Raw genomic sequence first — 26,930 nt, forward strand, 5'->3', positions numbered from 1 at the left:
TCAGCGCCCGGGCCGTTTCGACCGGCCCGGGCGCTGACGGTACGTCTGCCGAGGTCAGACCAGGCGGACCCGGGCGGCGCGCAGGCGGCTGAGGGTGCGCTCGCGGCCCAGCACCTCCAGCGACTCGAACAGCGGCAGCCCGACGGTGCGGCCGGTGACCGCGACGCGTACCGGCGCCTGGGCCTTGCCGAGCTTGAGGCCGCGCTCGGCGCCGACCGCCTCCAGTGTCGACTTCAGCGTCTCCGCGTCCCAGGACTCCAGCCCCTCGAACGCCGCGGTGGCGGCGTCCAGCAGCTCAGCCGAGCCCTCCTTCATCGCCTTGGCCCAGGCGGCCTCGTCGACCAGCGGCGAGGCGAGGAAGAGGAAGTCGACGTTCGGCACGATCTCGCTGAGCACCGCGATCCGGGTCTGCGCCAGCGGGGCCACGGCCGCGAAGGCGTCCGCGTCGAACTCCTCCGGCTGCCACGGCGGCGGGGCGATCGTGCCGGTGCCGGTCAGCCACGGCCGGCAGGCCTCGACGAACTCCTCGACCGGCAGCGCCCGGATGTACTCGCCGTTGAACGCGCGAAGCTTCTTCTCGTCGAAGAAAGCCGGCGAGGGATTGACCTCAGCCAGCCGGAACTCCTCCTCGATCACCGACCACGGCACGATCTCCCGGTCGCCCGAGGGCGCCCAGCCGAGCAGCATCAGGTAGTTGCGCATCGCCGCGGCGAGGTAGCCCTCGTCCCGGTACGCCTCCAGGGCCACCTTGTCCCGCCGCTTGGAGAGCTTCTGCCGCTTCTCGTTGACCACCACCGGCACGTGCGCCCAGACCGGCGGCTTGACCCCGAGGGCGTCCCAGAGCAGCTGCTGCTTCGGCGTGTTGGGCAGGTGCTCCTCGGCCCGGATCACGTGGGTGATCCCCATGGTCATGTCGTCGACGACGTTGGCCAGCAGGAACACCGGCGAGCCGTCGCCCCGGGCGATGACGAAGTCCTCGATCAGCTTGTTCTCGAACGTCGGCTCGCCGCGGATCAGGTCGACCACCACGGTCTCGCCCTCGTCGGGCGTGCGGAAGCGCAGGGCGCGGCCCTCGCCGGGCTCCAGGCCCCGGTCCCGGCAGAAGCCGTCGTAGCCCTGGTACTGCGAGCCGGTGCGGGCCTGCACGGCCTCGCGCGTGCAGTCGCAGTAGTACGCCCGGCCGGACTCGTACAGCCGCGCGGCGGCGGCCCGGTGCTCGGCGGCGTACTGGGACTGGAAGTGGGGGCCCTCGTAGCTGCCGCGCTCGATGCCGATCCAGTCCAGCGCCGAGAGGATGCCCTCGGTCCACTCCGGCTTGTTGCGCGCCGCGTCGGTGTCCTCGATGCGGAGCACGAACACCCCGCCCTGCTGCTTGGCGTAGATCCAGTTCTGCAGCGCGGAGCGGGCGCCGCCGACGTGGAACATACCGGTCGGGGAAGGGGCGAAGCGTACACGTACCGTCACGCCCCCAGCCTACGGCGGCGCGCCACCGGGTTTGGAAGGGCCCCTTGCAATCGCCAGGCGATTGCAAGGGGCCCTTCCTTACACCGCGCTGCCCGGCACGGTGACCGCTGGCCTGTGCCATAGGCCGTACGACGCCGCGGCGCAATGGAAATCGGCGTGTCTTTTTCCGAACCCGTCCAGGTACGTCCGAATTTGCGCATAGAGTGCCGATATCGTGGGATGTCCTCACTGGAGGAAAGACGGAAATGATCCTCGTGGAACGCAGTGCGCACGTGATGGCGCCGGTGGAAGCGGTCTGGGACGTCGTGCAGCGGGCCGAGCAGTTGCCGGCCTGGCTGGCGGGGGTCCGCGCGGCCGAGGTGCTCTCGGGAGAGGGCTTCGGGCGGCGGCAGCTGGTCCAGGCCGGACGTGGTGCGGCGCATGAGGCCGAAGTGATCGCCTACCAGGAGCCGACCCTGATCGGCTGGCGCGAACGCGCCAAGGGCGCCGGTGCCCGGGCGGAGGCGCGCACCGAGATATACGTCCAGCTCACCGCCAACGACGAGGAGGAGGGCGGGACGATCGTGCGGCTCATCGTCGTCCGGTGGCCCGCCGGTCCGGTCAAGGCCGCCCTGCTCCGCCTCGGCCTGCGCAGGGTCGGCGCCGACCTGGAGGACTCGCTCGCCCGGCTGACCGACCTGGCCGCCGTCGGCTGACCGGGCCGTCCTGGCGCCGCCCGCGCGACGGTGGTGGCCCGGTGTCCCCGCCAGGGACTCCGGGCCACCACCGGTTCTCCCCAGGCACGACGAAGGGCCCGGCACGGATGCGCCGGGCCCTTCGTCGCGTACGACCTAGCTGTCGCCGCCGGTCTCGCCGACCGGGGCCGCGTTCACGTCCTCGATGGCGTACTTCTTGGCGGCCTCGGCGGGCACGCTCGCCGGCACCGCGCCGCGGAGCGCGAGCTGCCGCAGCGTCGCCACCACCACCGACTCGGCGTCGACGTGGAAGTGCCGGCGCAGGGCGTGCCGGGTGTCGGACATGCCGAAGCCGTCCGTGCCGAGCGAGGTGTAGTCCCCGGGCACCCAGCGGGAGATGAGATCCGGCACCGCGCGCATCCAGTCGCTGACCGCGACCTTCGGCCCGTCGGCGTCGGCCAGCTTCCGCTGGATGTACGGCACCCGCTGCTCCGCGCCCGGGTTGAGCAGGTTGTGCTCCTCGCACTCCACCGCGTCGCGGCGCAGCTCTGTCCAGGAGGTCACCGACCAGACGTCGGCCGCCACGCCCCAGTCCTGGGCGAGCAGCTGCTGCGCCTTGAGCGCCCACTGCATGCCCGTGCCGGAGGCCAGGATGTTCGCCTTCGGGGCGTCGCCGCCCACCGACGGGGCGGGGGAGTAGCGGTAGATGCCCTTGAGGATGCCCTCGACGTCCACGCCCTCCGGCTCGGCCGGCTGCAGGATCGGCTCGTTGTAGACGGTCAGGTAGTAGAAGACGTTCTCCTGCTTGTCGCCGTACATCCGGTGCAGGCCGTCCTCGAGAATGTGCGCGATCTCGAAGGCGAACGCCGGGTCGTACGCGACCACCGCCGGGTTGGTGGCGGCGATCAGGTGCGAGTGGCCGTCCTCGTGCTGGAGCCCCTCGCCGTTGAGCGTGGTGCGGCCAGCGGTGGCGCCGAGCAGGAAGCCCCGGGCCATCTGGTCGGCGGCGGCCCACAGCCCGTCGGCGGTGCGCTGGAACCCGAACATCGAGTAGAAGATGTACATCGGGATCATCGGCTCGTCGTGCGTGGCGTACGCCGAGCCCGCTGCCGTGAACGAGGCGACCGAGCCGGCCTCGTTGATGCCCTCGTGCAGGATCTGCCCGCCGATGGCCTCCTTGTACGACAGGAACAGCTCCCGGTCGACGGCGGTGTAGCGCTGGCCGTGCGGCGAGTAGATCTTCTGCGTCGGGAAGAGCGAGTCCATGCCGAAGGTGCGGGCCTCGTCCGGGATGATCGGCACCCAGCGCTTGCCGAACTCCTTGTCCTTCATCACGTCCTTGAGCAGGCGGACGAAGGCCATGGTGGTGGCGACCTTCTGCTTGCCGGAGCCGCGCTTGACGTCGGCGAAGCGCTCCGGGCCCGGGATGGTCAGCCGCTTGGTGCCCGGCCGCCGCGACGGCAGGTAGCCGCCGAGCTGCTGGCGCCGCTCCTTGAGGTAGGCGATCTCGTCGGACTTCTCGCCCGGCGTGTAGTACGGCGGCAGGTAGGGGTTGTCCTCCAGCGCCTTGTCCGGGATGTCCAGGAAGAGCCGGTCGCGGAAGGTCTTCAGGTCCTCCAGCGTCAGCTTCTTCATCTGGTGCGTGGCGTTGCGGCCCTCGAAGTGCGAGCCCAGCGTCCAGCCCTTGATCGTCTTGGCCAGGATCACCGTCGGCTGGCCGGTGTGCTCCATCGCCGCCTTGTAGGCCGCGTAGAGCTTGCGGTAGTCGTGCCCGCCCCGCTTGAGGTTCCAGATCTCGTCGTCGCTGAGGTGCTCGACCATCTTGCGGGTCCGCGGGTCGCGGCCGAAGAAGTGCTCCCGGACGTACGCCCCGGACTCCGCCTTGTAGGTCTGGTAGTCACCGTCGGGCGTGGTGTTCATCAGGTTGACCAGCGCGCCGTCGGTGTCCGCCGCCAGCAGCGGGTCCCACTCGCGGCCCCAGACCACCTTGATGACGTTCCAGCCGGCGCCCCGGAAGAACGCCTCCAGCTCCTGCATGACCTTGCCGTTGCCGCGCACCGGCCCGTCGAGCCGCTGGAGGTTGCAGTTGATCACGAAGGTGAGGTTGTCCAGCTCCTCGCGGGCGGCCACGCCGATCGCGCCGAGCGTCTCCGGCTCGTCCATCTCGCCGTCGCCGAGGTACGCCCATACGTGCTGGTCCGAGGTGTCCTTGATGCCCCGGTGGTGCAGGTAGCGGTTGAACCGCGCCTGGTAGATCGCGTTCAGCCCGCCCAGGCCCATCGAGACCGTGGGGAACTCCCAGAAGTCCGGCATCAGCCGCGGGTGCGGGTACGACGGCAGGCCGCCGCCCGGGTGGGACAGCTCCTGGCGGAACCCGTCGAGCTGGTGCTCGGTCAGCCGCCCCTCGAGGAACGCCCGCGCGTACATGCCGGGGGAGGCGTGGCCCTGGTAGAAGATGTGGTCGCCGCCGCCCGGGTGGTTCTTGCCCCGGAAGAAGTGGTTGAAGCCCACCTCGTAGAGGGAGGCGGAACTGGCGAAGGTGGAGATGTGCCCGCCCACGCCGATCTCGGGGCGCTGCGCCCGGTGCACGAGCATGGCCGCGTTCCACCGGACGTACGCCCGGATCCGCCGCTCCACGTGCTCGTCACCCGGGAACCACGGCTCGCGCTCCGGCGGGATGGTGTTGATGTAGTCGGTGGTGGTCAGGGACGGCACCCCGACCTGGCGCTCGCGGGCCCGCTCCAGCAGGCGCAGCATGACATAGCGGGCGCGCTTGGTTCCGCGCTCGTCGATGACACCATCGAGCGACTCGACCCATTCGCTGGTCTCTTCAGGGTCGATGTCCGGAAGCTGGCTCGGCAGACCAGCGGTGATCACCGGGCGCTTGCGTTCCGTAGCCACAGGCGTTCCCTCGGTTCTGTGTGGGATAGGTCTCTAGCGCCATCCTGCCCCCTGGTGGCACCCGCCGTCACGCCCACCGCCCCGAGACGCGACGCTCAACACAGGGTACCCGTCAGTAACTTTCTGCGACCAGCGGCTCCGCCCCGTCGCCCCGGCGGTCCGGGCCGCCCGTCGCCCGCCGGGCGGACTTGTCGGGTCTTCCTATCCTGCCGGCATGAGATGGCGACCGGTGGTGCTCGGCGGGACGATGACCGCCGTCGGGGTGGTCGGCACGGCGGTCGGCGGGGTGGCCGGCTGGCTCGTGTCACCCGGCGCGTTCATGATCGCGGCGCTGGGCGCGACCCTGGCGCTGCTCGGGGTCGGGCTGATCCGGGACGCGCGGCGGCCGCGTGGCCGGCGCCGCCCTCAGGACGCGGCAGCGGGCCCGCTGTACGTCGGCCCGAGCGGGGACGTCGGCGCGGGGTACGGCGACCGTGACTACGGCCGGGACGACGGGTCCGGCGGTGGTGGGTGGGGCGGGGGCGACTCCGGCGGCGGCTGGTCCGGTGGCGGTGGCGACTCCGGTGGCGGTGGCGGCAGCTTCTGACCCGGCGCTACGGCAGAATGCGACGTATGCGCAGCGAGGTGATCACGGTCCAGACCGGGTCCCGGCCCACCGTCCGGGACATCACCGGCGAGGCCGAACGGTTCGTCAGCGGTCAGGGCGACGGTCTGCTGCACGTCTTCGTGCCGCACGCCACGGCCGGGCTGGCGCTCATCGAGACCGGCTCGGGCTCCGACGACGACCTGCTCACCGCGCTCGACGACCTGCTGCCCACCGACGACCGCTGGCGGCACCGGCACGGCTCGCCCGGCCACGGGCGCGACCACGTGCTGCCGGCGTTCGTCCCCCCGTACGCGACGCTGCCCGTGGTCGACGGCCGGCTGGCGCTGGGCACCTGGCAGTCGCTCTGCCTGGTCGACCCCAACGGCGACAACCCCACCCGGACCGTCCGGTTCTCCTTCCTGCCTGGCTGACCGCCCCCGCTATCCGGGGGCGAGCCGCCCGACGGTGGAGCGTTCAACTATTGAGCCGTACGTAGGATGTGGGGCATGGCGCCGCACACCGACCCCGCCACCCGACCCGCTCCGGGCGACCGCCCGGCGCTGGCCGGGGACGTGGTGCGCCGGATCATGCACGTCGCCGCCGCGATGCGGCACCACCAGGACGTGGAGGTCGGCGCGCTGCGGCTCACCCCGGCGACCGCCCGGGCGCTGCACGAGCTCGACCCCGACCGGCCGCTGCCGGCCCGGGACCTCGCCACGGTCCTCGGCTGCGACCGCTCCAACGTGACCGCCCTGGTCGACAAGCTGGAGCAGGCCGGGCTGGTCGAGCGGCGGATCGACCCGACGGACCGGCGGCAGAAGACGCTGGTCGTGACCGACGAGGGCCGGCGGGTGCGGGCCCGGGTGCGCCAGGTCATGTCGGACTCCCGACTGCTCGCCGGGCTCACCGTCGACGAGCTGGCGAGCCTGCGCGAGCTGGTGTGGAAGGTCTCCGACGGGGGCTGCCCCGAGTCGTGCGGCGACGCCTGACCCGCCCCGCGTCGTTCGTGTCCGAGTGGGCGAGCCGGGCGCCCGTCGGTAATGCTGTCCGACGTGACCACCCCGCAAGATCTCGACGACCGGTTCCGGGAGGCGCTGGCCGCGCTGGCCGCCCCGCAGCAGCCGCGTGACCCGGCACACCCGGTCACCGACGGCGCGGCGCTCACCGGCGCCCGGGTGCTGGACCTCTTCGACGCCCAGGTGACCAGCCGCCAGCTCGACCTGGCGGGGCGCTGGCTGCGCAGCTTCGGCGAGGGGTTCTACACGATCGGCTCCGCCGGCCACGAGGGGAACGCCGCCGTCGCCGCCGCCCTGCGCGCCACCGATCCGGCGCTGCTGCACTACCGCTCGGGCGCGTTCTACTGCGTCCGGGCCGGTCAGGCCGCCGACGTGGCCCGACCGGACCCGGCCCCCGCCGGGCCCGACCGGCCCGGCGACGCCGACCCGACGCCCCCGGAAAACGACGCCACCCGCACGGACGAGCCCGGCCCGGAGGAGCCGACCGACGCGCCCCCGACCTCCGGGGCCGACGCGCCCCCGACCTCCGGGGCCGACGCGGGCCGGCCGATCCCTCCCGGGTACGCCGAGGCGGCCCGGGACGTGCTGCGGGGGATGGTCGCCTCCAGCCGGGAACCGATCGCCGGCGGACGGCACAAGGTCTTCGGGCGGGCCGACCTGGCCGTCGTCCCGACCACCTCCACCATCGCCTCGCACCTGCCCCGCGCCGTCGGGATGGGACTGGCCGTGGAGCGGCTGCGCCGGCTGGACACGGCCGGCCGGCGCGCCGGGGAGGGGATGCGGGTCGGCAGCGGCGGGGGAGCGGCGCACGCGCCCTGGCCGCCCGACGCCATCGTGGTCTGCTCGTTCGGCGACGCCTCGGTCAACCACGCCAGCGCCACGGCCGCGTTCAACACCGCCGGCTGGTACGACCACACCGGCCTGCGTATCCCGGTGCTCTTCGTCTGCGAGGACAACGGCCTCGGCATCAGCGTCCGCTCGCCGAAGGGATGGGTGGAGACCACGCTGCGGTCCAGGCCGGGCATCCACTACTTCGCGGCCGACGGCGGCGACCTGGTGCGGGCGTACGAGGTGGCGACCGAGGCGGCGGCCTGGGTGCGCCGGCACCGCCGCCCGGCCGTGCTGCACCTGTCGACGGTGCGGCTGATGGGGCACGCCGGCGCGGACGCCGAGACCGCGTACCGCAGTGCCGACGAGATCGCCGCCGACCTCGACCGGGACCCGCTGGTCGGCACCGCGCGGCTGCTGGTCGAGGCGGGCGTCGCGTCCGGCGACGAGCTGCTGGCCCGCTACGACGAGATCGGCTGGCAGGTGCGCCGGATCGCCGAGGAGGTGCTGGACGAGCCGAAGCTGGCCGCGCCGGCCGAGGTGGTGGCGCCGCTGGCCCCCCGCCGGCCGGTGCGGGTCGCCCGCGCGGTGGCGGACGCGGCGGCCCGGGCCGGCGGCCCCGGCGCCGGAGCCCGGGCGGAGGCGTTCGGCGGCAAGCCGCCCGAGCTGACCGGCCCGCTGACCCTGGCGCAGAGCATCAACGCCGCGCTCGCCGATGGGATGCTCGACCACCCGCAGATGGCCGTGTTCGGCGAGGACGTCGGGGCCAAGGGCGGCGTGTACGGCGTGACCAAGGGGCTGCGGGACCGGTTCGGCGCGGCCCGGGTCTTCGACACCCTGCTCGACGAGACCTCGATCCTGGGGCTGGGGCTCGGCGCCGGGCTGGCCGGGATGCTGCCCGTGCCGGAGATCCAGTACCTGGCGTACCTGCACAACGCCGAGGACCAGCTCCGCGGCGAGGCGGCGACCATGCGGTTCTTCTCGCAGGGGGCGTTCCGCAACCCGATGGTGGTGCGGGTGGCGGGGCTGGCGTACCAGGAGGGCTTCGGCGGGCACTTCCACAACGACAACTCGGTGGCCGTACTCCGGGACGTGCCCGGCCTGGTGGTCGCGGTGCCGGCGCGGCCGGACGACGCCGCGCCCATGCTGCGCACCTGCCTGGCCAGCGCGGCGGTGGACGGCAGCGTCTGCGTCTTCCTGGAGCCGATCGCGCTCTACCACACCCGCGACCTCTACGCCGACGGCGACGGCGAGTGGTTGGCCCCCTACGCGGAGCCGGGCGCGTGGACCGGGGGGCACGTGCCGATCGGGCGGGCCCGGGTCTACGGGGTCGGCTCCGCCGAGGACATCACGATCATCACGTTCGGTAACGGGGTGCGGATGTCGCTGCGCGCGGCGGCGGCCCTCGCCGACGAGGGGATCGGCACCCGCGTGGTCGATCTGCGCTGGCTCGCCCCGCTGCCGGTGGCGGACATCATCCGGGAGGCCGCCGCGACCGGCCGCGTGCTGGTGGTGGACGAGACGCGCCGGTCCGGCGGGGTGGGCGAGGGCGTGATCGCCGCCCTGGTCGACGCCGGATATGTCGGCGCGGCACGGCGAGTGGCCGGAGTTGACTCGTTTGTACCATTAGGTCCGGCGGCGCGTCAGGTTCTGGTCTCCGAGGAAGCAATTACCCAGGGTGCCCGTACGCTGCTGGCACGGTAAATTCCGTTTCACCCGGTGCGCCACTTGCGCAGGGAGCCACAACTGTGTGGACTTGCCTGACGGCGTCGCACGACGTCGACAGCAGGGATGAGATGAGGAGGCACGCGACAGTGAGCGCGACCGCTGGTCAGGCCGCCGACGGGGTACGCAGCCTGGCGGACCGGTTCGGAATCGAGCCGGGGATGGTCGTCATGGAGATGGGGTACGACGACGACGTCGACCAGGATCTCCGGGACGCCCTGACCGACCGCTGTGGAGAGCTGGTCGACGAGGACACCGACGAGGTGGTCGACGCGGTGCTGGTCTGGTACCGCGACGGCGACGGTGATCTCTTCGAACTCCTCGTCGACGCCCTCGGCCCGCTGGCCGACAACGGCGTCGTGTGGCTGCTCACGCCCAAGGCCGGGCGCGACGGGCACGTCGAGCCGAGCGAGATCGCCGAGTCCGCGCCCACCGCCGGCCTCCAGCAGACCTCCACCGTGAACGCCGGCCGGGACTGGAGCGGCGCCCGCCTCGTCCTGCGGCGCGGGGCCAAGGGCAAGAAGTAGGCCCTCGGTGGCACCCGGTGGCGCCCGCCGCCGGGTGTGGCAGGCTGTTGCCCACCTGACCCCATTCTGAGGAGCTCGCATGCCGATCGAGGTTGGCGCCGAGGCGCCGGACTTCGTGCTCAAGGACCAGAACAACCAGGAGGTCCGGCTCTCGGACTACCGCGGCAAGCGCACCGTGCTGCTGGTCTTCTACCCGCTCGCCTTCACCGGCATCTGCCAGGGTGAGCTGTGCGAGGTGCGGGACAACCTCAACGAGTACGTCAACGACGACGTCCAGGTGCTCACCGTCAGCGTCGACTCGGTCTACGCCCACAAGATCTGGGCCGACCGGGAGGGCTACCAGTTCCCGCTGTTGGCCGACTTCTGGCCGCACGGCGCGGTGGCCCAGGCGTACGGCGTCTTCAACGACGTCGCCGGCATCGCCAACCGGGGCACCTTCGTCATCGACAAGGCGGGCGTGGTGCGCTTCGCCGAGATGAACATGCCGGGCGAGGCCCGCGACCAGCAGGGCTGGCGCAAGGCCCTGGCCGAGGCCGTCGCGGCCTGACCAACCGGGTACGCCGTACGACCGGGCCGACGGGTGGCAGGGTAAGCTAGCCAGCCTCCGGCCCGCCGTACGGGCGTTCCGGGCGCGTAGCTCAGTGGGAGAGCACTCGCCTTACAAGCGAGGGGTCGCAGGTTCGAAACCTGCCGCGCCCACATACATGTGACTGCGGCTGACCTGAACCAGCCGGGACGAGGACAGCCGCCGACGGGGAGTGCGGACCGTTGCCCGGGGTCGCGCACGATGCCCGGCATCACTAGACCTTCTCCGCCTCTTCCAGGGCCTTCTCGTACTCCTTCTTGGCTACCGTCAGTCTCGCCTGAAGTTCGAGCATGGCGTCTCGCCGCTGCTCGGCGGTCTCGCCGGGATTCACCTGACGCAGCAGAGCCTTTACCGGCGGCGTGTTCATGGCCGGGGTGTACGGGTTTTCGGGATTCAGGAGATGCTCGACGTGGTTGAGCGCCATCGAGATCGTCTGGACCCTTTCGAGAGCTTGCAGCAGCTTGTTCTGCGCCTCCTGCTCCTCGGGGCTGAGATTGACGTCGTCCGAATCCGAGTCCATGACCACTCACCCTTGCTGGTGCGGACTGATCGCAGGTCACGCGGTTGCGGTCGTCGTCTGAGCTTAAGAACTTTTCATCGGGCCCACGGGACAAACGGCCGCTTGTCCGAGACGACCGACATGAACCCACGGCGGCCGGGCCGGGCGAGTCCACGGACGGGCGGCGGGATCACAGGTGCGGAACCCGCCGCGCCCGCCCTCGGAGCAGCACGCGCAGCGGGCCGCCGGATGACCGGCGGCCCGCTGCGTCTCAGATCGTCGTACCGCTGCGCGGCCCGGTGGGTCAGCTCGCGCAGACGGCGTACGCGCGCACCTTCCAGTTGCTGTTGAAGCCGTCCTCGTCCTCCGCGGCGCCGACGGTTACGGTGGTCGAGGTCGTGGCCAGCATCTGGGTCAGGCGCACCTGGCCGTCGCCGCCGAGGATCTCGCCGCCTACCCCGTGCACCCGGGTGCCGGGCGGGCAGGTGGCCTCGACCGACTGGTTGGCGGCGGAGTTGTAGAGGCTGTCGTTGATGACGCGCTGCTCGCCGGGCAGTGGGTCGGCGCAGATCGCGGTGGCGTCCAGCCACCACGTGCCGGCGAAGCCGGTGCCGTCCTCGGCACCCGCCACCACGACGCTGTTCTGGTGGATGCGCAGATCCTCCAGGACGACCTCGCTGTTCGACGCCCCGACGACCGCGCCACCGACCCCGATGGCGTGCTTGCCGGCCGGGCAGGACTTCTCGAACCAGTTCGATGTGCCGAAGCTGCTGGGCGCCGAACTGCCGGACACGGTCACCAGGCCCGCGGGGGCGGGGGCGCACACCGCGCTCGCCGTGACCGCCCAGTCGCCGCCGACCCCGTTCTCGTCCTCACGGCCGGTGACCGAGTACGTGTTGCCGTCGATCAGCGGTCGCATGATGTCCATGCCGACCTGTCCGAGGCCCGAGCCGGTGATCGCGCCGCCACCGCCGATGACCTTGGTGCCGGTCGGACAGGTCGCGTTCTGGGACTTAGCGAAGGTGTTGCTGGAGCCGGTCGTCGTCTTGATGCTCAGGCCGGGCACCGCCGCCACCGGTCCGGTGAGGACCACCTGGCCGAGCACGAGCGCGCTCAGCGCGGCCCCACCCACGGCGGCCGTCCGACGCGACCACCGGGTGCGGTTCGATCCTTCTCGCATGGTGTCTTTCCTTCCTGGGTTGTTCGTAGCGATGACACCGGTAGGAGCGCGGTGGGGTCGGGATGCCAACAGAAAAGCCCGGAGAAAAAAATCCGCGGCTTTACTGGACGGCGTCGAGGAGCAGCGAGGGACACGGATGGACACGGCGGCACAGGACGACATCGCACTGGTCGAGGCGGTGCGCCGCGGCGAGCGGGCCGGGCTGGAGGGCATGTACCGGCGGTACGCCGACCGGCTGTACACGTACGCCCGGACGCTGCTGCGCGAGCCGGAGGCCGCCGCGGACGCCGTCCACGGCGCCTTCCTCACCGCCAACCAGCGCATCGGCCAGCTCCGGGAGCCCGACCGGCTGCGCTCCTGGTTGTACGCGATCGTGCGCAACGAATGCCTCCGGCAGCTCCGGGAGCGGTCCCGCTCCCTGCCGCTGGAGGAGGCCGACGAGCCGGTGGCCGACGCCGCCGACCCGGCCACGGGCGTCAACGCCGAGCAGGTGCGCGACCTGGTGCACACCGCCGTCGCCGCGCTGAACCCGGGCGACCGCGAGGTGGTTCACCTGGCCATCCGCCACGACCTGTCGTCCGCCGACATCGGCGCGGCCCTCGGGGTGCCCGCGAACCACGCGCACGCCCGCCTGTCGCGCGCCCGTTCGCAGCTCGAACGGGCGTTGGGGGCGCTGCTGGTGGCTCGCAGCGGAGCCCGGGAGTGCCCCACCCTCGCCGGCCTGATCGACGGCTGGCAGGGCCGGCTCACCCCGACCCTGCGCAAGCGGGTCTCCCGGCACATCGAGAGCTGCGCGGTGTGCGGGCTGCTCCGACGGGAACAGCTCAGCCCGGCCGCGCTGCTGTCGGCGTACACGGCACCGGCCTTCCTGGCCGTCGCCGACACGGTGTGGCCGAGACTGGCCGACGTCTGCGCGACCGATGTCCTGGGCGATCCGGGCGATCCGGCGGGCGATCCGGCGAGCACGGTCCCGGCCGACGCGGCGCGAGCTGCGGAGCAGCCCCCCGCGGCGGTGGATGCCGGGCCGGCGGACGGACCGGTCGACGGCCCCGCGCCGGCGGCCGACGGGCCGGCGATCCCGGACGGCGGGGTGGCGGCCCCGGGCAGTGGGCCGGTGGCCCCGGACGGCGAAGCGGCAGCCCCGGACAGCGGGCCGGCGGCAGCGGACGGCGAGGCGGCAGCCCCGGACAGCGGGGCGGTGGCTCGGGAGGGCACGGCGGTGGCCCGGGACGGCGGGGCGGTGGCCCGGGAGCACACGGCGGCGGCCACAGCCGGCAAGGCGGTGTCGGGCGGTGCGGCGCACGGTGCGGTGGCGCCTGGCCGTGGGCCGGGCGGCGTGCGGAAGGCCGCGTCGGCGGGCCGCGGCCGGCGTCGTCGGCGGACGGCCGCGACCGCGGCTCTGCTGGTCCTGCTCGCCGTGTTCGGCGCCTGGGCCCTGGCCCCCGGTCGCCCGACCGCCGGGCGGGACGGCTCCGGCCGACCGGTGTCCGAGACGCTCGGATCGCCGGCCGGTGGCCCGGCGGCGCCCGCCGTCGCGCCACTGCCGTCCGGCACGGCCACGGAAGCCGGCACCCGAGCAGCCGGCACCCGAGCAGCCGGCACCCCGGCGTCGGCCGGTGCCACCGGTGCGACGCCCGGGACCGCTGCCGCGCCGGCCGGCGGCGACGGGGCCGCCCGGACGGACGCGCCCGCCCCGCCGGACGTCGTGCCGGGTGGCGCCGCCCCGACCACCTCCAGACCACCGGTCGTGCCCCGGCCGACCGCCACACCGCAGGTCGCCGCACCGTTCACGATCTCCGCCACCGCGCGGGTGCGGTGTGGCGCGGACACCTACAGCCTCGTGGTGCAGGCCGCCGGCAGCGCCACGCTCGGCGGCGCCGAGGTCCGCTGGACACCCGCCGGGGGAAGGACGTCGGTCCGCGCCATGACGGCGGACGGATCATCGGCGCAGGCGACCGTCGGGCGGCTGCGGGCGCCGTCGCTGACCTGGTCCGTACGGGCGACCACGGTGGACGGCCGCACGGCGCGGAGCGCGACCTACACCGTCACCGACCCGTGCGTCCGGCCGGGATAGCGGCCACGGCCCGACGTGCCCCTGCGGCGGTGACGGCCGGTCTGGCTGCTGAAGCCTCTCCACCTCCTCGACCGTTCGCGGCGGGAGCCAAGGTGCCGGCATGGGGGCCCGTGCGGTAGGGCATCCTTTCGGACGTGGCGGCGTTCGATCGCGAGACGGATTCCGGGCGGCTCGACTACCAGTTGATGATGCGGTCCCCGGTGCGACTGGTGCACAGCCGCGAGTTGCTGGCCGGCATCGTCACGTGGCTGCGGGAGCAGGGCTACACGGTCCTCTCCGTGGACGCGTCGTGGCTGATCACCTCGCACATGTTCCGTGACCTGGGGTCCGCCCTGGGCTACACGTGCCACGACCAGTGGCAGTGCCTGAGCGAGGGGCTCGCCGAGGGCATCTGGGAGGCGCTGGGCCGCTCCGCCGGGTTCGCGCTGGTGCTGACCGGCTTCGACGTCTTCGCCAACCGGCACAGCGACGACGCGCAGACCCTGCTGGAGATGGTCGGGCAGAGGGCCTGGCCGGCCGCACTGCGGGGCAAGCGGATGATGTGTCTGGTGCAGAGCGACGACCCGGCTCTCGAACTGCGGCGGCTGGGTCTGTGGCTGGTTCCGTGGGTGGACCACGAGCGGCCGGCCCATCTCGCGAAGCGGGCGGGCTAGTTCCGGCCCCGGAGGGCCTCTTCCGGCCAGCGCCGTGCGCCGCCGAGCACGGGGCAACCCGGAAACAGGGATTGGCATACGGTGCCGGTGTGGTGACCCTGAGACTTGAGCCGATGACCGACGAGCAGTATCTCCGCTACCGGGAGCGGGCGGAGGAGAGCTACGCGCAGAACATCCGCGATTCCGGGGCGATGCCGCTGCCGGAGGCGCGCAGCAAGGCGCGGGAGGACTACGAGCGGCTGCTGCCCGACGGCCTGGCGACGAAGGAGCACCACCTGTGGACGGCCTATGACGGCGACGACGAGGTCGGCATGCTGTGGCTCCACGTCGAACAGAAGTCGGACGGGCCGCACGCCTTCGGCTACGACTTCGAGGTGCGGGCGGACCTGCGGCGGAAGGGCTACGGCCGCGCCATGATCCAGGCGGCCGAGAAGCTGTGCCGGGAGTGGGGAGTCGTCTCGATCGGCCTGAGCGTCTTCGGTTTCAACCTTCCCGCCCGGACGTTGTACGAGCAGATGGGCTTCGAGGTGACCGCAATCCAGATGCGCAAGCGGCTGTGACCGGGAGGACGTCACGCCGGTGACAACCGGCGGCCCGGGTGCGTGCGGCCGTGACCGTCGGACCGGCCGGTTCAGATCTCGCGCCGCGCGGCCCACTCGTCGGCGAGCATCGCGAAGACGAGTCCGGTGCTCCACCCGCCCTTGAAGAACTCGTTCTCGACCAGGCGGGCCTCCTGCCGCATCCCCAGCCGGCGCGCCAGCCGCGCGGACGGGTCGTTGCGCTCGTCGACGCGCGCGACGACGCGGTGCAGGCCGAGGCCCTCGAAGCCGAGGCGGAGCACCGCCCGCGCCGCCTCGGTGGCGTAACCGTGGCCGCCGAAGGCGGGATTCACCGCGTAGCCGAGTTCGCCGCTCCTGTGCAGTCGGCTGTGCCAGAACAGCACCACGTCGCCCACCAGCTCGCCGGTGTCGGCGACCTCGACGCCGAGCGTCAGCGACTGACCCTCGTCGGTCAGCTCCCGGCGCGCCCACACCGACGACATCCGGTCGATGACGACCTCGCGGGTCATCGGCTCGAAGGGTACGTAGCGGCACACGTCCGGCCGGCTGCGATAGGCGAGCAGCGCGTCGACGTCACCGCCCGTCAGCGGCCGCAGCAGCAGCCGCTCGGTGCGGACCGGGTACTGGGGGCGTAGGGCAACCTGCGTGGGAACCGACACCGCGTCATCGTGCCACCTTCCTCTTTCCGGTACCGCCCGCGACGCCCGGACGCCGCGCCGACGCCCGGACGCCGCGCCGACGCCCGGACGCCGCGCCGACGCCCGGACGCGCGCCGGCTCTCACCCGCCGGCATCCGCCGCCCGGCGGCGACGGGCCGGCGGACGTCGTACGGCCGGGGTTGGATGAGGGGATGAGCTACGCGGAGGTCAACGGGCTGCGCCTGTGGTACGAGGAGCACGGCGAGGGCCGGCCGTTGCTGCTGTTGCACGGCGGCTTCGGCGCGGTGGAGATGTTCTCGGCGATCCTGCCGGCCCTGGCCGGGCGTCGCCGGGCGATCGCGGTCGACCTCCAGGGGCACGGGCGCACCGCCGACGTCGACCGGCCGCTGCGCTATGAGTCGATGGCCGACGACGTCGCGGCGCTGATCACCCGGCTCGGCCTGGCCGAGGCTGACCTGCTGGGTTATTCGCTCGGCGGCGGCGTGGCGCTGCGTACCGCGATCCAGCACCCGGCGCTGGTGCGGCGGCTGGTCGTCGTCTCCGCGCCGTGCCGGCGGCAGGGCTGGTATCCGGAGGTGCTGGCGGGCATGCCCGAGCCCGACGAGGAGGCGGGCGAGCGGATGCGTGGCACCCCGCTGCACCAGCTCTACACGCGGATCGCGCCCCGACCGGAGGACTGGCCCACGCTCTGGGCGAAGACGGGCGAGCTGCTGCGGCGCGACTACGACTGGTCGGCCGAGGTGGCCGCCCTCGTCGCGCCCACCCTGCTCGTCTTCGCCGACGCCGACTCGGTCAGCACGGCGCACATCGTGGAGTTCTTCGGGTTGCTCGGCGGTGGCCACCGGGACGCCGGCTGGGACGGCGCCGACCGGCCGGCCTCCCGGCTGGCCGTGCTGCCCGGGCTGACCCACTACGACATCGCGGCCTCGCCGGCGCTGCCGGCCGTGGTGCTGCCCTTCTTGACCCACCCCGTGGCGACGCCCGGCTGACGGCCGGCACGCCGCCGCCCCGGGCCGGCCGCTCGTAGCGGGCGCCCATCGCCGGCCACCGCCGGCCCGGTCCGGCGGGCCGGGCGCGGCGGGACCGAATCGCCGCCGCGCCCGGCGTCGGGTCAGCTGGTGAAGCCGCCGTCCACGTTGACCACCGCCCCGGTGACGTACCCGGCCTCCGCGCTGGCCAGGTGCGCCACTGTCGCGGCGATGTCGGCCGGGGCGGCGTAGCGGCCGAGGGCGGTGAAGCCCGCGATCGCGGCGGCGTTCGGCCCGTCCGCCGGGTTGGTGTCGGTGTCCGTCGGCCCCGGGTTCACCAGGTTGGCCGTGATCCCGCGCGGGCCGAGTTCCCGGGCGAGTCCCCGGGTCAGTCCGACCAGCGCGGTCTTGCTCATCGAGTAGAGCGACAGGCCGGGGAAGACGGCACGCTCCCCGACGTTGCTGCCGATGTTGATGATCCGGCCGCCCTCGGTGAGGTGGCGCGCGGCGGCCTGCGCGGCGAGGAAGGGGGCCCGGACGTTGACCGCGAGCGTCCGCTCCACCTCGTCGTCGCCCAGTTCCGTCACCGGGCCGACCAGGAACACCCCGGCGTTGTTCACCAGGATGTCCAGCCGGCCCAGCTCCGCGACCGTCCGGTCGACCGCGTCGCGGACGGCGGCCGGGTCGGCGCTGTCGGCCCGGACCGCCAGCGCCCGCCGGCCGAGCGCCTCGACCTGCTTGGCCACCACCGCCGCGCGGTCGGCGGAGTTCGCGTACGTGATCGCCACGTCGGCCCCGTCCTGCGCCAGGCGCAGGGCGATGGCGGCGCCGATGCCCCGTGCGCCGCCGGTGACCAGGGCGACCTTGTCGTTCAGTGTCGTCATACCGATGATCGTCGGCGAAACGGCGGGTCCCGGTCTGGCGGCGATCGGACGCCTCGTTCCGGGGCCCACGCGGGGTCCGGTTCCCGCGTGGGCGGACAGGTTCCGGTACGGCCCCCGGGCGGCCCGGTTACCCGGCCTGGGCGGGGCGGGCGTAGTGGAGGATGACGACTCCACTGTCGAACGGGCGGGTGTCGAGCAGCTCGAACCGGCGCGGGTCGAATCCGCGGTCGGCGAGCGGGATGCCGCTGCCGATCACGTACGGGTTCAGTTTGACGACCAGCTCGTCGACCTCGGGCAGGAGTTGGCCCGCGAGCTGGCCGCCGCCGCAGAGCCAGATGTCGCGGCCGGGCCGGCGCTTCAGTTCGCGGACGAACTCGACCGGGTCGGCGGAGACGATCTCCACCTCCGGCTCGGCGGCCGGGGGCAGGGAGCGGGAGAAGACGTACTGCTTCAGGTGGGCGTACGGGCTGGTGACGCCCATCTTCAGGGCCGGGTCGTAGGTGGCCCGGCCCATCACCAGGGCGTCGAAGCGGCCCTCCGGCTCGTCGATGCCGAACTCCGGGTGGGCGAACGTGGGAAGCGTCTGCGACCAGTTCGCCGCGATGTGCGCGGCCACGTCGGGGTCCAGCCCGAAGAAGTCGGGTGACCCGTCGGGGGCGGCGATGAAACCGTCGATGGTGCTGGCGACGTAGTACACGAGCTTGCGCAAACCGGTTCCCCAATCACTACTGGTGTCGTGGATGAATGTACTACAGCCGTCGTGATTCCTGCTAGGGTCTTTTCGTGGCGCGGAACGTGGAGAGACGGGCGGCCCTGGCGGACGCGGGGCTGCGGGTGCTGGCGGCGACCGGGGCGCGGGGGCTCACCCACCGGGCGGTCGACGCCGAGGCGGGCGTGCCGACGGGCACCGCCTCCAACTACTTCCGCTCGCGGGACGCCCTGCTCGGCGCCCTCGGCGAGCGGATCATGGAGCGGTTCACGCCGGACGAGGACGTCCTGGCCGAGTTGGGCGCCCGCGAGCCGTCGCTGGAGCTGTTCGTCGACTACCTGCGGTACATCGTCGAGCGGACCACCCGACAGCCCGACCTCACCCGGGCCCTGATCGAGCTGCGGCTGGAGGCGGCGCGCCGCCCCGACCTGGCCCGGATCCTCGGCGAGACCCTGCGCCGGGGCTACCGCGACGACGTCGCGTTCCACGTCGCATCCGGGTTGCCGGGCGGCGCGTTCGAGGTCGCCCTGCTGCACTACGCCATGGACGGGCTGCTGCTCGATCTGCTCAGCACGTCCATCGACGCCGGTTTCGACCCCGACGAGGTGATCGTGGCGTTCGTGTCCCGGCTGGTCGGCACCGCTACCGACCGGTGACCCGCGGAACGTGACCTCCCGGACACCGGGGACCGGGCGCGGCGTCGCCCGGCCGTGCCGGGCCAGGAGTGTTCCCCGACGCAGCGGGAAACCCCACCCGGACGCACCTGGGGAGGAGCGACGGATGAGGCATGGCGGCGGACTGACGATCGGCGTGCTCGGCTCGTACGGGGGCCGCAACCTCGGCGACGAGGCGATCCTGACCGGGCTTCTGGCCGACCTCCGGGAGCAGGAGCCGGACGGGCGGATCATCGTCTTCTCCCGCAACCCCGAGCACACCCAGATCGCCCACCCGGACGTGGAGGCGGTGCCGTGGGAGGGCGTCAGCCGGACCGACTCCGCGTTGATCCTGGGCCAGCTCGACGTGTTGATCCTCGGCGGCGGCGGCATCCTCTATGACCGGGAGGCCCGCCGCTACCTGCGCGTGGTCCGGGTCGCCCAGGAGCGCGGGCTGCCGCTGCTGACGTACGCGGTGGGGGTCGGGCCGCTCAGCGAGGCCGTGGACACCGGGATGGTGCGGGAGACCCTGGCCAGCGCCGCCCAGGTGACCGTGCGGGACCAGGAGTCCCGGATGGTGCTGGAGGAGGCGGGACTGCTCAACCCGATCACCGTCACCGCCGACCCGGCGTTCCTGCTCGAACCCGAGGACTTCCCGCCGGAGCTGCTCCGCGAGGAGGGCGTGCCGGCCGGGAAGCGGCTGGTCGGCATCAGCGTACGGGAGCCGGGCCGGGCCGCCGAGCGGCTCGACGTCGACGGCTACCACCGCCTGCTGGCCCAGATCGGCGACTTCCTCGTGCACCGGATCGACGCGTACGTGCTCTTCGTCCCGATGGAACGCGACGACATCCGGCACTCGCACGGCGTGTTGTCGCACATGACCGCCGCCGAGCGGGGCCGGATCCTGCACGGCAGCTATCAGCCCGAGCAGGTGCTCGGGCTGATGCGTCACTTCGATCTGGCCGTCGGCATGCGGCTGCACTTCCTGATCTTCGCCGCGATGGTCGGCACGCCGTTCCTGCCTCTGCCGTACGCCGGCAAGGTCTTCGACCTGGCGCAGCGGCTCGGTGTGCCGGCGCTGCGGGGCGTGGAGCGGGAGGTGGAGGGCCCCCTGCTCGCCGAGGTCGACCAGCTCTGGGACGAGCGGGAGAAGCGGGCCGAGGCCACCGCCCGGCGGGTGGCCGGCGTGTGCGACGAGGCCCGGGGGACCTCGCAGGTCACCCGGGCGGTGCTGGAGAGCCTCCGCGCCCGCGTTCTGAGCGGGGCGGCCTGAGGCGGCGCAACGCCGACCGGCCCGTCCGCCACCGGGCCCGGCCCCTCCCGCCACCGGGCCCGGCCGACCCGGCCCCGAGCCGGCTCAGACCGCCGGTCCGCGCCAGCAGTAGCGCCACCGGTCGGCCCCGGCACCCACGGACTCCAGCTCGTAGATCTCCGCCTCGGCCAGCCCTTGCGGGCCGAGGTGGTGGTGGGTCAGCGGCGGGCGGCCGTTCGTGTCCAGCTCGACCATGACCGTCTCGCCGTCGGCGGCGCCACCCACCAGCGGGATTTCTACCGTTGATGCCATGCGCCCATCCTGCCCCGCCCGGCCCGGCCCCGCAGGGGATAGCGCGGCAGCGCGAGCCTCGCCGGACGGCAGGGCCGGGGGCAGCGCGCGGGCCCGCCGGACGACTAGGGTCCGCGGATGGCGGAGATTCAGATCGATCCCACGCTCGGCCCGGTGCTGGCCCGTACGGGCGACGAGCGGGCCGTGCTCGAAGCGTTCCTCGACTTCCACCGGGGCGTGGTGCTGCGCAAGCTGCGCGGGCTGTCCGACGCCGACGCGGCCCGCCGGCTGGTGCCGTCGGCCACCACCGTCGCCGGCCTCGTCAGGCACCTGACCCTGGTGGAGCGGAACTGGTTCCCGTGCCTGCTCGCCCCTGGCCCGGGCGACGTCTACCTCACCTCCGCCGAGGACGCGGCGGCCAGCTTCGCGCTGACGGAGGAGGACACCGTCGAGCGGCTCGCCGGGGCGTACGAGCGGGCCTGCGCCCGGTCCCGGGAGGTCGCCGGGCGGTTCGACCTCGACCACGTCGTCCCGCACCCGCAGCTCGGCGAGGTCTCGCTGCGCTGGATCCTGGTGCACATGATCGAGGAGACCGCCCGGCACGCCGGGCACGCGGACATCCTCCGCGAGCTGACCGACGGCGTCACCGGCGCCCTCTGACCGCCACCCGAGGAGACGGTCAGACGGCCGCGCGGTGCCGTCAGGGGCGCGGCAGCAGGCCGGCCGGGTACTCCATGCCGTCGTGGGTGCAGGCCGCCGCCGCGACCCGGGCCGCGTACGCCGCCGCGTCGGCCGGTGGCGCGCCGCGCAGCCGGGCGGCGATCACGCCCGCCGCGAACGCGTCCCCGGCGCCGTTGGTGTCGACGACCGGGGCGGGCGCCACGGCGGCGGGCACCCGGGTCGGCCCGCCCTCGCCGGTGTGCAGGTCGGCGCCGTCCGCGCCGTGGGTCACCAGCACCGTGCGGGGCGCCAGCGCGTCGGCCAGCGCGTCGGCGCCCGCGCCCAGTTGGACGCCGCTGACGAAGACCAGGTCGGCCGCCTCGGCGAAGGGGCGGTGATAGGGGTTCTCGCCGTCCCAGTCGTGCAGGTCGGTGGAGAGGACGGCCCCGTCGGCGAGCCCGGCACGCAGGGCGGGCAGCAGAGGAGTGACCCAGTCCATGATCGACAGATGCACGTGCGCCGAGTCGCGCACCAGCGCCGCCAGCTCGGCCGCCGCGAACGGGGCCGGCCCTCGCCACGGACGCGGGTCGTAGAGCGACATCCGCCGCCCCGCCGGGTCCACCATGTTCACCGACCGCCGGGTGCCGGCCGGGGCGTCGCCGAGCACGGCGTGCACACCGGTGCGGGCCAGCGCCGCCCGGACCACGTCCCCGGCCGGGTCCGCGCCGAGGACGTCGACCACCGCCACCCGGAGCCCGAGCGCGTGCGCGGCGAGGGCCGTCCCGGAGCCGGTGTTGCCGATTCGCAGCTCGATGGGGTCGACGGCGACGGAGTCCACGGCGGGCAGCGGGATCGCGGGCACCCGCACCCGCACGTCCACGCCGAGGCCGCCGATCACGAGGAGGTCGAACATGCGCCGACCCTAGCCGGAGCGGGTCGGCGGGGCGCTGCCGGCCGACCCGCTCCGGGGGTCACTCCAGCGGCTGGGGTTCGAGCTGGTCGGGCGCGGGGCCGGCCCCGTCCGGCGTCTCCGGCCACACCGGGCACGGCGTGCGTCGGGGCCGCGGGGCCGGCCCGATATCCTCGCCGAGTCGTCACGAGGAGGGGGACGCGTGCTGGTCGTCCACGGGGTGTGGCGGTCGGGCTTCGGGCTCGCCGTCTGGGCCGAGGACAGCACGCTGCCGGCCCGCGCGCCGCGCCGTCCCGGCCGGGCGCCCCGGGAGCGGCCGCACCCGTTCGCGGCCGGCCACCCGACGCTGGCCGCCGCGCTGGCCGAGGCGGCCGAGCCGGCCGACCTCGGCACCGCGCTGCTCACCCTCCCCACCCGGGCCGGCTCGCCGCTGGACTCGCCGGAGCTGGTCCGCACCGCCGTCGCCGAGCCGGTCCGTGGGCCGGTCACCCTCGCCGGGTGGCGTGTTCCCGTCCTCCGGTACGCCCCCGATGCCGCCCTGCCGCTGCTGCGCGCGCTCGACGGACTGGCCGTCGTGCCCGGCGCGACCCTGCGCCATCTCGCCGAGCTGGCCGACTTCGCGGTCGACCTGGCGGCCCGGGGCCGGGTCCTGCCCGGCCTCGCCGCTCCCGCGTCGACCCCGTCCACCGGCGGCGCCCCCACGTCGACCGGGCGGGTCGGGGGCGCGGGCAGGTCGGGGAGACCCGGCCACGACGGCACCCGCCGCCGCGTGTCGCCGGGCGGCGACTGGTCCACCGTGGACGGGCAGCGGGCGCAGGTCGCCGCCCGGGCGGTGTGGCGGCCGCTCCTGACCGGCACGGACGCCGCCTGGGCGCGGGCGCTGGCACTTGCCCTGCCGCCGGCCGCGCGCGCCGCCGTCACCCTGTCGGGCCACCCGGGCACCGCCGCCACCGCGCCGGGCCACCCGGGCACCGCCGACGACGGGCCGGGCATCGACGACGGGCCGGGTGCGCTGGTCGCCGACGCGCTCGACGCGCTCACGGACGCCGCGGTCCGGGTCACTCTCGCGGAGACCGCGCTGGCCCGGGGCGTACGCCCGAACGGCGCCGTGCCGGCGTGGCTGGCCGCGCTCTCCGGGCCGGTCCGGGACTTCGCCGCCGAGCCGGCCGCGCTGGACACCCTGCGGGCCGAGCTGGACGCCTGGCAGCGCGACGCGGCCGGCGGCGCGGTGCGGGCGAGCTTCCGGCTGGTCGAGCCGCCCGCCGACGAGATCGCCGAGCCGGTCGTCGTGGTGCCGGCCGAGCCGGCGGCGCCGGTCGCGACGGGCGGGACGTGGCGGGTCGAGTTCGGGCTCCAGGCGGCCGACGAGCCGAGCCTGCACGTGGACGCCGGGCAGGTCTGGCAGGCGCCGGAGACCGTCGCCGGGCTGGCCGGCCGGCGGGACGACCCGCAGGAGACCCTGCTCGCCGAGCTGGGCCGGGCCAGCCGGCTCTGGCCCGAGCTGGACACCGCCCTGCGCACCGCGACGCCGGAGGCGCTGGAGCTGGACGTCGAGGGCGCCCACCGGTTCCTCCGCGAGGGCGCGCCGGTGCTGCACGCCGCCGGGTTCGCCGTGCTGCTGCCGTCCTGGTGGCGGCGCCCGTCGTCGCGGCTGGGCGCCCGGTTGCAGGCCCGCAGCCGGACCGCCCCCGGCACCGTCGCCGCCGGCGGCGGGGTCGGGCTGGACGCCCTGGTCGACTACCGCTGGGAGGTGGCCCTCGGCGACCAGCCGCTGACGGCCGAGGAGCTGGCGTCGCTGGCCGCGCTGAAGACCCCGCTGGTGCGGCTGCGCGGGCGGTGGGTGGAGCTGGACCCGAAGCGCCTCGCGGCCGGCCTGCGGCTGCTCCGTTCCTCCGGCGAGCTGACCGTCGCCGACCTGCTCCGCCTCGGCCTGGCCGACGGCGGTCAGCCCGACGCCCTGCCGGTGCTGGAGGTGAGCGCGGACGGCGCGCTGGGCGACCTGCTGGCCGGGGCGGTGGAGCGGCGCCTCACCCCGCTCGACCCGCCGCCCGGGTTCCACGGCACGCTGCGGCCGTACCAGCGGCGGGGGCTGGCCTGGCTGGCGTTCCTGCAGTCGCTCGGGCTCGGCGGGGTGCTCGCCGACGACATGGGGCTCGGCAAGACGGTGCAACTGCTCGCCCTGCTCGCGCAGGACCCGCCGGAGGCCGGCCCGACGCTGCTGGTCTGCCCCATGTCGCTGGTCGGCAACTGGCAGCGGGAGGCGGCCCGGTTCACGCCGGGGCTGCGCGTACACGTGCACCACGGCGCGGAACGGGCGCGGGGGGCGGCGTTCACGACGGCCGTGCACGAGGCGGACCTGGTCGTCACCACCTACTCGGTGGCGGCCCGGGACGCGGTCGACCTGGCCGGCATCGACTGGCACCGGGTGGTGGTCGACGAGGCCCAGGCGATCAAGAACGCCGCCACCCGGCAGGCCGAGGCGGTCCGCGCGCTGCCCGCCCGGCACCGGATCGCGGTGACCGGCACGCCGGTGGAGAACCGGCTGGCCGACCTCTGGTCGATCATGCAGTTCGCCAACCCGGGCCTGCTGGGCCCGGCGGCGAGCTTCAAGAAGGCGTACGCGGAGCCGATCGAGCGGCACGGCGACGCCGAGGCGGCCGAGCGGCTGCGCCGGATCACCGGCCCGTTCGTGCTGCGCCGACTCAAGACCGACTCCTCGATCATCTCCGACCTGCCGGAGAAGCTGGAGATGGAGGTGCTCTGCAACCTCACCGCCGAGCAGGCGTCGCTCTACCGGGCGGTGGTCGACGACATGCTGGCCCGGATCGAGTCCAGCGACGGCATCGAGCGGCGCGGGCTGGTGCTGGCCACCATGACCCGGCTCAAGCAGGTCTGCAACCACCCGGCCCAGTTGCTGCGCGACGGCTCGGCGCTGGACGGCCGCTCCGGCAAGCTGGCCCGGCTGGAGGAGATCCTGGACGAGGTCCTGGCGGCGGGGGAGCGCGCCCTGCTCTTCACCCAGTACGCCGAGTTCGGCGGCATGCTGCGCGGCCACCTGTCGGCCCGGTTCGGCCGGGAGGTGCTCTTCCTGCACGGCGGCGTCGGCAAGGCCGACCGGGACGCGATGGTCACCCGGTTCCAGTCCCCGGCCGGGCCGGCGATCTTCGTGCTGTCGCTCAAGGCCGGCGGCACCGGGCTCACCCTCACCGAAGCCAACCACGTGGTGCACGTCGACCGGTGGTGGAACCCGGCCGTCGAGGACCAGGCCACCGACCGGGCCTTCCGGATCGGCCAGCGGCGCCAGGTGCAGGTGCGCAAGTTCGTCTGCGCCGGCACGGTGGAGGAGAAGGTGGCGGCGCTGATCGCCGACAAGCGGAGCCTCGCCGCCTCCGTCGTCGGCACCGGCGAGCAGTGGGTCACCGAGCTGTCCACCGCGCAACTGCGCGAGCTGTTCACCCTGGAGGCCGGGGCGGTGGTGGAGTGAGCGGGCAGCCCGAGCGCGACGGCGGGGCGTCCGGCCCGTTCGCCGACTACGGCCGGCCGCGCCGGGTCGACGGCGGGCTGCGGGCCCGCAGCACCCGGGGCGCCATCGGCCAATCCTGGTGGTCGCGGCGCTTCCTGGAGGTGCTGGAGTCCTTCGCCCTCGGCACCCGGCTGACCCGCGGCCGGTCGTACGCGCGGGCCGGCCAGGTCGTCCGCCTGGACGTCGCCCCGGGCACCGTCAGCGCCGTGGTGCAGGGCTCCCGCGCGCAGCCGTACGAGGTGAGCATCGCGCTGACCCCGTTCGCTCCCGAGCTGTGGTCCCGCGTCGAGGCGGACCTGGCCGCCCAGGCGTTCTTCAGCGCCCGGCTGCTCGCCGGCGACCTGCCCCCCGAGCTGGAGGATCTGTTCGCGGCGGCCGGCGCCCCGCTCTTCCCGGCGGGGGTGTCGGAGCTGCGCCAGCGGTGCAGCTGCCCCGACTTCGCCGTGCCCTGCAAGCACCTCGCGGCCACCTTCTACCTGCTGGCCGAGGCGTTCGACGCCGATCCCTTCCGGCTGCTGCACTGGCGGGGCCGGGGCCGGGCCGAGCTGCTCGACCGGCTGCGCGCCCTGCGGGCCGGGACCGCCGCCGGCGCTGCCGCGCCGGCCGGCCCGTCCGCCGTGCAGCCCGGCGACGCCGGCACCGACGCCGGCACTCGCCCGTCCAGCGTGGAACGCGGCGACGGCGGAGTCGGCCCGTCCGCCGTGGAGCGCGGCGACGCCGGCACCGGGCCGTCCAGAGTGGAAAGCCACGGTGCGGGCGACCGGGTGCCCGCCGTGGACCGGGGCGGCCCCGGCGACGGGCGGGACATCGTGGACGCCCCGCCGGTCGGGGCCGCGAGGGCGCTCGCCGGCCTGCCGCCGGCGCCGCTGGCCGAGGCGGTCGACCGGTTCTGGCTGCCGCCCGTCCCGTTGCCCGACCGGCCGCCCAGCCTGGCGACCGGGCCCGACCTGCTGCTGCGGCAGCTCGGCGCGCCGGCCCCCGCCATCGGCGGGCCCGGCCTGGTCGAACGGCTGCGGCGGGCGTACCGGCTGCTCGGCCGGTGAGGACGCCCTTCCCCCTCCGGCGGATCGCCGGCCGGTGTCATCCGGCGGATCGCCGGCCGGTGTCATCCGGCGGATCGCCGGCCGGTGTCATCCGGCCGATCGCCG

Annotated in this window: 24 protein-coding genes, 1 tRNA gene and 2 pseudogenes; 18 read left to right on the forward strand and 9 right to left on the reverse strand. The window is 74.2% G+C overall.

Annotation, left to right across the window (positions count from 1 at the left end; genetic code table 11):
- Nucleotides 1–54: 54 nt before the first annotated feature.
- On the reverse strand, nt 55–1,464 hold the full coding sequence (gltX, locus tag ACFY23_RS07075) for a glutamate--tRNA ligase (RefSeq protein WP_350819073.1): 1,410 nt from the start codon (nt 1,462–1,464) through the stop codon (nt 55–57).
- Between the two features lie 245 nt (nt 1,465–1,709).
- On the opposite strand from gltX, the gene ACFY23_RS07080 reads away from it, so the two are divergent.
- Nucleotides 1,710–2,159, forward strand: a complete 450-nt coding sequence (locus ACFY23_RS07080) for an SRPBCC family protein (protein WP_350686956.1) — start codon at nt 1,710–1,712, stop codon at nt 2,157–2,159.
- 135 nt (nt 2,160–2,294) lie between these two features.
- Here ACFY23_RS07080 and aceE read toward each other — a convergent pair whose 3' ends face one another.
- Entirely contained in the window at nt 2,295–5,039 is a 2,745-nt protein-coding gene (gene aceE, locus ACFY23_RS07085) for a pyruvate dehydrogenase (acetyl-transferring), homodimeric type (RefSeq protein WP_350686957.1), read from the reverse strand.
- Between the two features lie 214 nt (nt 5,040–5,253).
- Here aceE and ACFY23_RS07090 point away from each other — a divergent pair, with 214 nt between their 5' ends.
- The 7 genes from ACFY23_RS07090 (at nt 5,254) to ACFY23_RS07120 (ending at nt 10,420) form a co-directional block, all read left to right on the forward strand.
- Nucleotides 5,254–5,625 (forward strand): hypothetical protein, encoded by a 372-nt coding sequence (locus tag ACFY23_RS07090; protein WP_350819072.1) that lies wholly within the window; start codon nt 5,254–5,256, stop codon nt 5,623–5,625.
- A gap of 26 nt (nt 5,626–5,651) precedes the next feature.
- The gene (locus tag ACFY23_RS07095; RefSeq protein WP_350686593.1) at nt 5,652–6,056 is read left to right on the forward strand and encodes a YjbQ family protein; all 405 of its coding nucleotides are present in this window, start codon (nt 5,652–5,654) and stop codon (nt 6,054–6,056) included.
- A gap of 75 nt (nt 6,057–6,131) precedes the next feature.
- A complete protein-coding gene (locus ACFY23_RS07100) occupies nt 6,132–6,614 on the forward strand; it encodes a MarR family winged helix-turn-helix transcriptional regulator (protein ID WP_350686594.1) in 483 nt (160 codons plus the stop codon).
- 51 nt (nt 6,615–6,665) lie between these two features.
- On the forward strand, nt 6,666–9,173 hold the full coding sequence (locus tag ACFY23_RS07105; RefSeq protein ID WP_350686596.1) for a thiamine pyrophosphate-dependent enzyme: 2,508 nt from the start codon (nt 6,666–6,668) through the stop codon (nt 9,171–9,173).
- A gap of 110 nt (nt 9,174–9,283) precedes the next feature.
- Nucleotides 9,284–9,721, forward strand: a complete 438-nt coding sequence (locus ACFY23_RS07110; protein WP_350686598.1) for a DUF3052 domain-containing protein — start codon at nt 9,284–9,286, stop codon at nt 9,719–9,721.
- A 79-nt stretch (nt 9,722–9,800) separates the two neighbouring features.
- Nucleotides 9,801–10,268, forward strand: coding sequence for a peroxiredoxin (locus ACFY23_RS07115; RefSeq protein WP_350686599.1), 468 nt, complete (start codon nt 9,801–9,803; stop codon nt 10,266–10,268).
- 80 nt (nt 10,269–10,348) lie between these two features.
- Nucleotides 10,349–10,420, forward strand: a tRNA-Val gene (locus ACFY23_RS07120).
- 101 nt (nt 10,421–10,521) lie between these two features.
- Here ACFY23_RS07120 and ACFY23_RS07125 read toward each other — a convergent pair.
- Both ACFY23_RS07125 and ACFY23_RS07130 read right to left on the reverse strand, forming a co-directional pair.
- Nucleotides 10,522–10,827, reverse strand: coding sequence for a hypothetical protein (locus tag ACFY23_RS07125; protein WP_350686601.1), 306 nt, complete (start codon nt 10,825–10,827; stop codon nt 10,522–10,524).
- 283 nt (nt 10,828–11,110) lie between these two features.
- Complete coding sequence (locus ACFY23_RS07130; protein WP_350686603.1) at nt 11,111–11,986, reverse strand: hypothetical protein; 876 nt, start codon at nt 11,984–11,986, stop codon at nt 11,111–11,113.
- A 136-nt stretch (nt 11,987–12,122) separates the two neighbouring features.
- On the opposite strand from ACFY23_RS07130, the gene ACFY23_RS07135 reads away from it, so the two are divergent.
- The 3 genes from ACFY23_RS07135 to ACFY23_RS07145 all read left to right on the forward strand — a co-directional run bounded on the left by ACFY23_RS07135 (nt 12,123) and on the right by ACFY23_RS07145 (nt 15,273).
- The gene (locus ACFY23_RS07135; RefSeq protein ID WP_350819070.1) at nt 12,123–14,060 is read left to right on the forward strand and encodes a sigma-70 family RNA polymerase sigma factor; all 1,938 of its coding nucleotides are present in this window, start codon (nt 12,123–12,125) and stop codon (nt 14,058–14,060) included.
- 134 nt (nt 14,061–14,194) lie between these two features.
- Nucleotides 14,195–14,713, forward strand: coding sequence for a hypothetical protein (locus ACFY23_RS07140; RefSeq protein ID WP_350686043.1), 519 nt, complete (start codon nt 14,195–14,197; stop codon nt 14,711–14,713).
- Between the two features lie 113 nt (nt 14,714–14,826).
- Nucleotides 14,827–15,273 (forward strand): GNAT family N-acetyltransferase, encoded by a 447-nt coding sequence (locus ACFY23_RS07145; protein WP_350686044.1) that lies wholly within the window; start codon nt 14,827–14,829, stop codon nt 15,271–15,273.
- 71 nt (nt 15,274–15,344) lie between these two features.
- Here the strand turns inward: ACFY23_RS07145 and ACFY23_RS07150 are convergent, their stop codons facing one another.
- Nucleotides 15,345–15,932 (reverse strand): GNAT family protein, encoded by a 588-nt coding sequence (locus tag ACFY23_RS07150; RefSeq protein WP_350686046.1) that lies wholly within the window; start codon nt 15,930–15,932, stop codon nt 15,345–15,347.
- 191 nt (nt 15,933–16,123) lie between these two features.
- Between ACFY23_RS07150 and ACFY23_RS07155 the strand changes: the two genes are divergently transcribed.
- Nucleotides 16,124–16,921: an alpha/beta fold hydrolase gene (locus tag ACFY23_RS07155; protein WP_350686047.1), complete on the forward strand. Its 798-nt coding sequence runs from the start codon at nt 16,124–16,126 to the stop codon at nt 16,919–16,921.
- Between the two features lie 122 nt (nt 16,922–17,043).
- Here the strand turns inward: ACFY23_RS07155 and ACFY23_RS07160 are convergent, their stop codons facing one another.
- A complete protein-coding gene (locus tag ACFY23_RS07160; protein WP_350686049.1) occupies nt 17,044–17,784 on the reverse strand; it encodes a 3-oxoacyl-ACP reductase family protein in 741 nt (246 codons plus the stop codon).
- 127 nt (nt 17,785–17,911) lie between these two features.
- Nucleotides 17,912–18,493 carry a dihydrofolate reductase family protein gene (locus tag ACFY23_RS07165; RefSeq protein WP_350686050.1) on the reverse strand — a complete coding sequence of 194 codons (582 nt, stop codon included), beginning with the start codon at nt 18,491–18,493 and terminating at the stop codon, nt 17,912–17,914.
- Nucleotides 18,494–18,567: 74 nt separating this feature from the next.
- Between ACFY23_RS07165 and ACFY23_RS07170 the strand changes: the two genes are divergently transcribed.
- Together ACFY23_RS07170 and ACFY23_RS07175 are read left to right on the forward strand one after the other, a co-directional pair.
- On the forward strand, nt 18,568–19,149 hold the full coding sequence (locus ACFY23_RS07170) for a TetR family transcriptional regulator (protein ID WP_350686051.1): 582 nt from the start codon (nt 18,568–18,570) through the stop codon (nt 19,147–19,149).
- 124 nt (nt 19,150–19,273) lie between these two features.
- Nucleotides 19,274–20,419, forward strand: a complete 1,146-nt coding sequence (locus ACFY23_RS07175; protein ID WP_350686053.1) for a polysaccharide pyruvyl transferase family protein — start codon at nt 19,274–19,276, stop codon at nt 20,417–20,419.
- Nucleotides 20,420–20,503: 84 nt separating this feature from the next.
- On the opposite strand, the gene ACFY23_RS07180 is transcribed toward ACFY23_RS07175, so the two are convergent.
- Nucleotides 20,504–20,710: a hypothetical protein gene (locus tag ACFY23_RS07180; protein WP_350686055.1), complete on the reverse strand. Its 207-nt coding sequence runs from the start codon at nt 20,708–20,710 to the stop codon at nt 20,504–20,506.
- Nucleotides 20,711–20,827: 117 nt separating this feature from the next.
- Here ACFY23_RS07180 and ACFY23_RS07185 point away from each other — a divergent pair, with 117 nt between their 5' ends.
- Nucleotides 20,828–21,349 (forward strand): DinB family protein, encoded by a 522-nt coding sequence (locus tag ACFY23_RS07185; RefSeq protein WP_350686056.1) that lies wholly within the window; start codon nt 20,828–20,830, stop codon nt 21,347–21,349.
- A 40-nt stretch (nt 21,350–21,389) separates the two neighbouring features.
- Here the strand turns inward: ACFY23_RS07185 and ACFY23_RS07190 are convergent, their stop codons facing one another.
- Entirely contained in the window at nt 21,390–22,262 is an 873-nt protein-coding gene (locus ACFY23_RS07190) for a carbohydrate kinase family protein (RefSeq protein WP_350686058.1), read from the reverse strand.
- Between the two features lie 199 nt (nt 22,263–22,461).
- On the opposite strand from ACFY23_RS07190, the pseudogene ACFY23_RS07195 reads away from it, so the two are divergent.
- From ACFY23_RS07195 to ACFY23_RS07205, 3 genes and pseudogenes are all read left to right on the forward strand, one after another.
- Nucleotides 22,462–22,920, forward strand: a pseudogene (locus ACFY23_RS07195) (ATP-dependent helicase); the annotation flags it as partial.
- Between the two features lie 69 nt (nt 22,921–22,989).
- A pseudogene (locus ACFY23_RS07200) lies at nt 22,990–25,743 on the forward strand (DEAD/DEAH box helicase); the annotation flags it as partial.
- Nucleotides 25,740–26,825: an SWIM zinc finger family protein gene (locus ACFY23_RS07205; RefSeq protein ID WP_350686296.1), complete on the forward strand. Its 1,086-nt coding sequence runs from the start codon at nt 25,740–25,742 to the stop codon at nt 26,823–26,825. The pseudogene ACFY23_RS07200 and the gene ACFY23_RS07205, both read left to right, overlap by 4 nt.
- The last annotated feature ends 105 nt before the right edge of the window (nt 26,826–26,930 follow it).

The organism is Micromonospora sp. NPDC000121, from assembly GCF_042899165.1.
Classification (GTDB): domain Bacteria; phylum Actinomycetota; class Actinomycetes; order Mycobacteriales; family Micromonosporaceae; genus Micromonospora.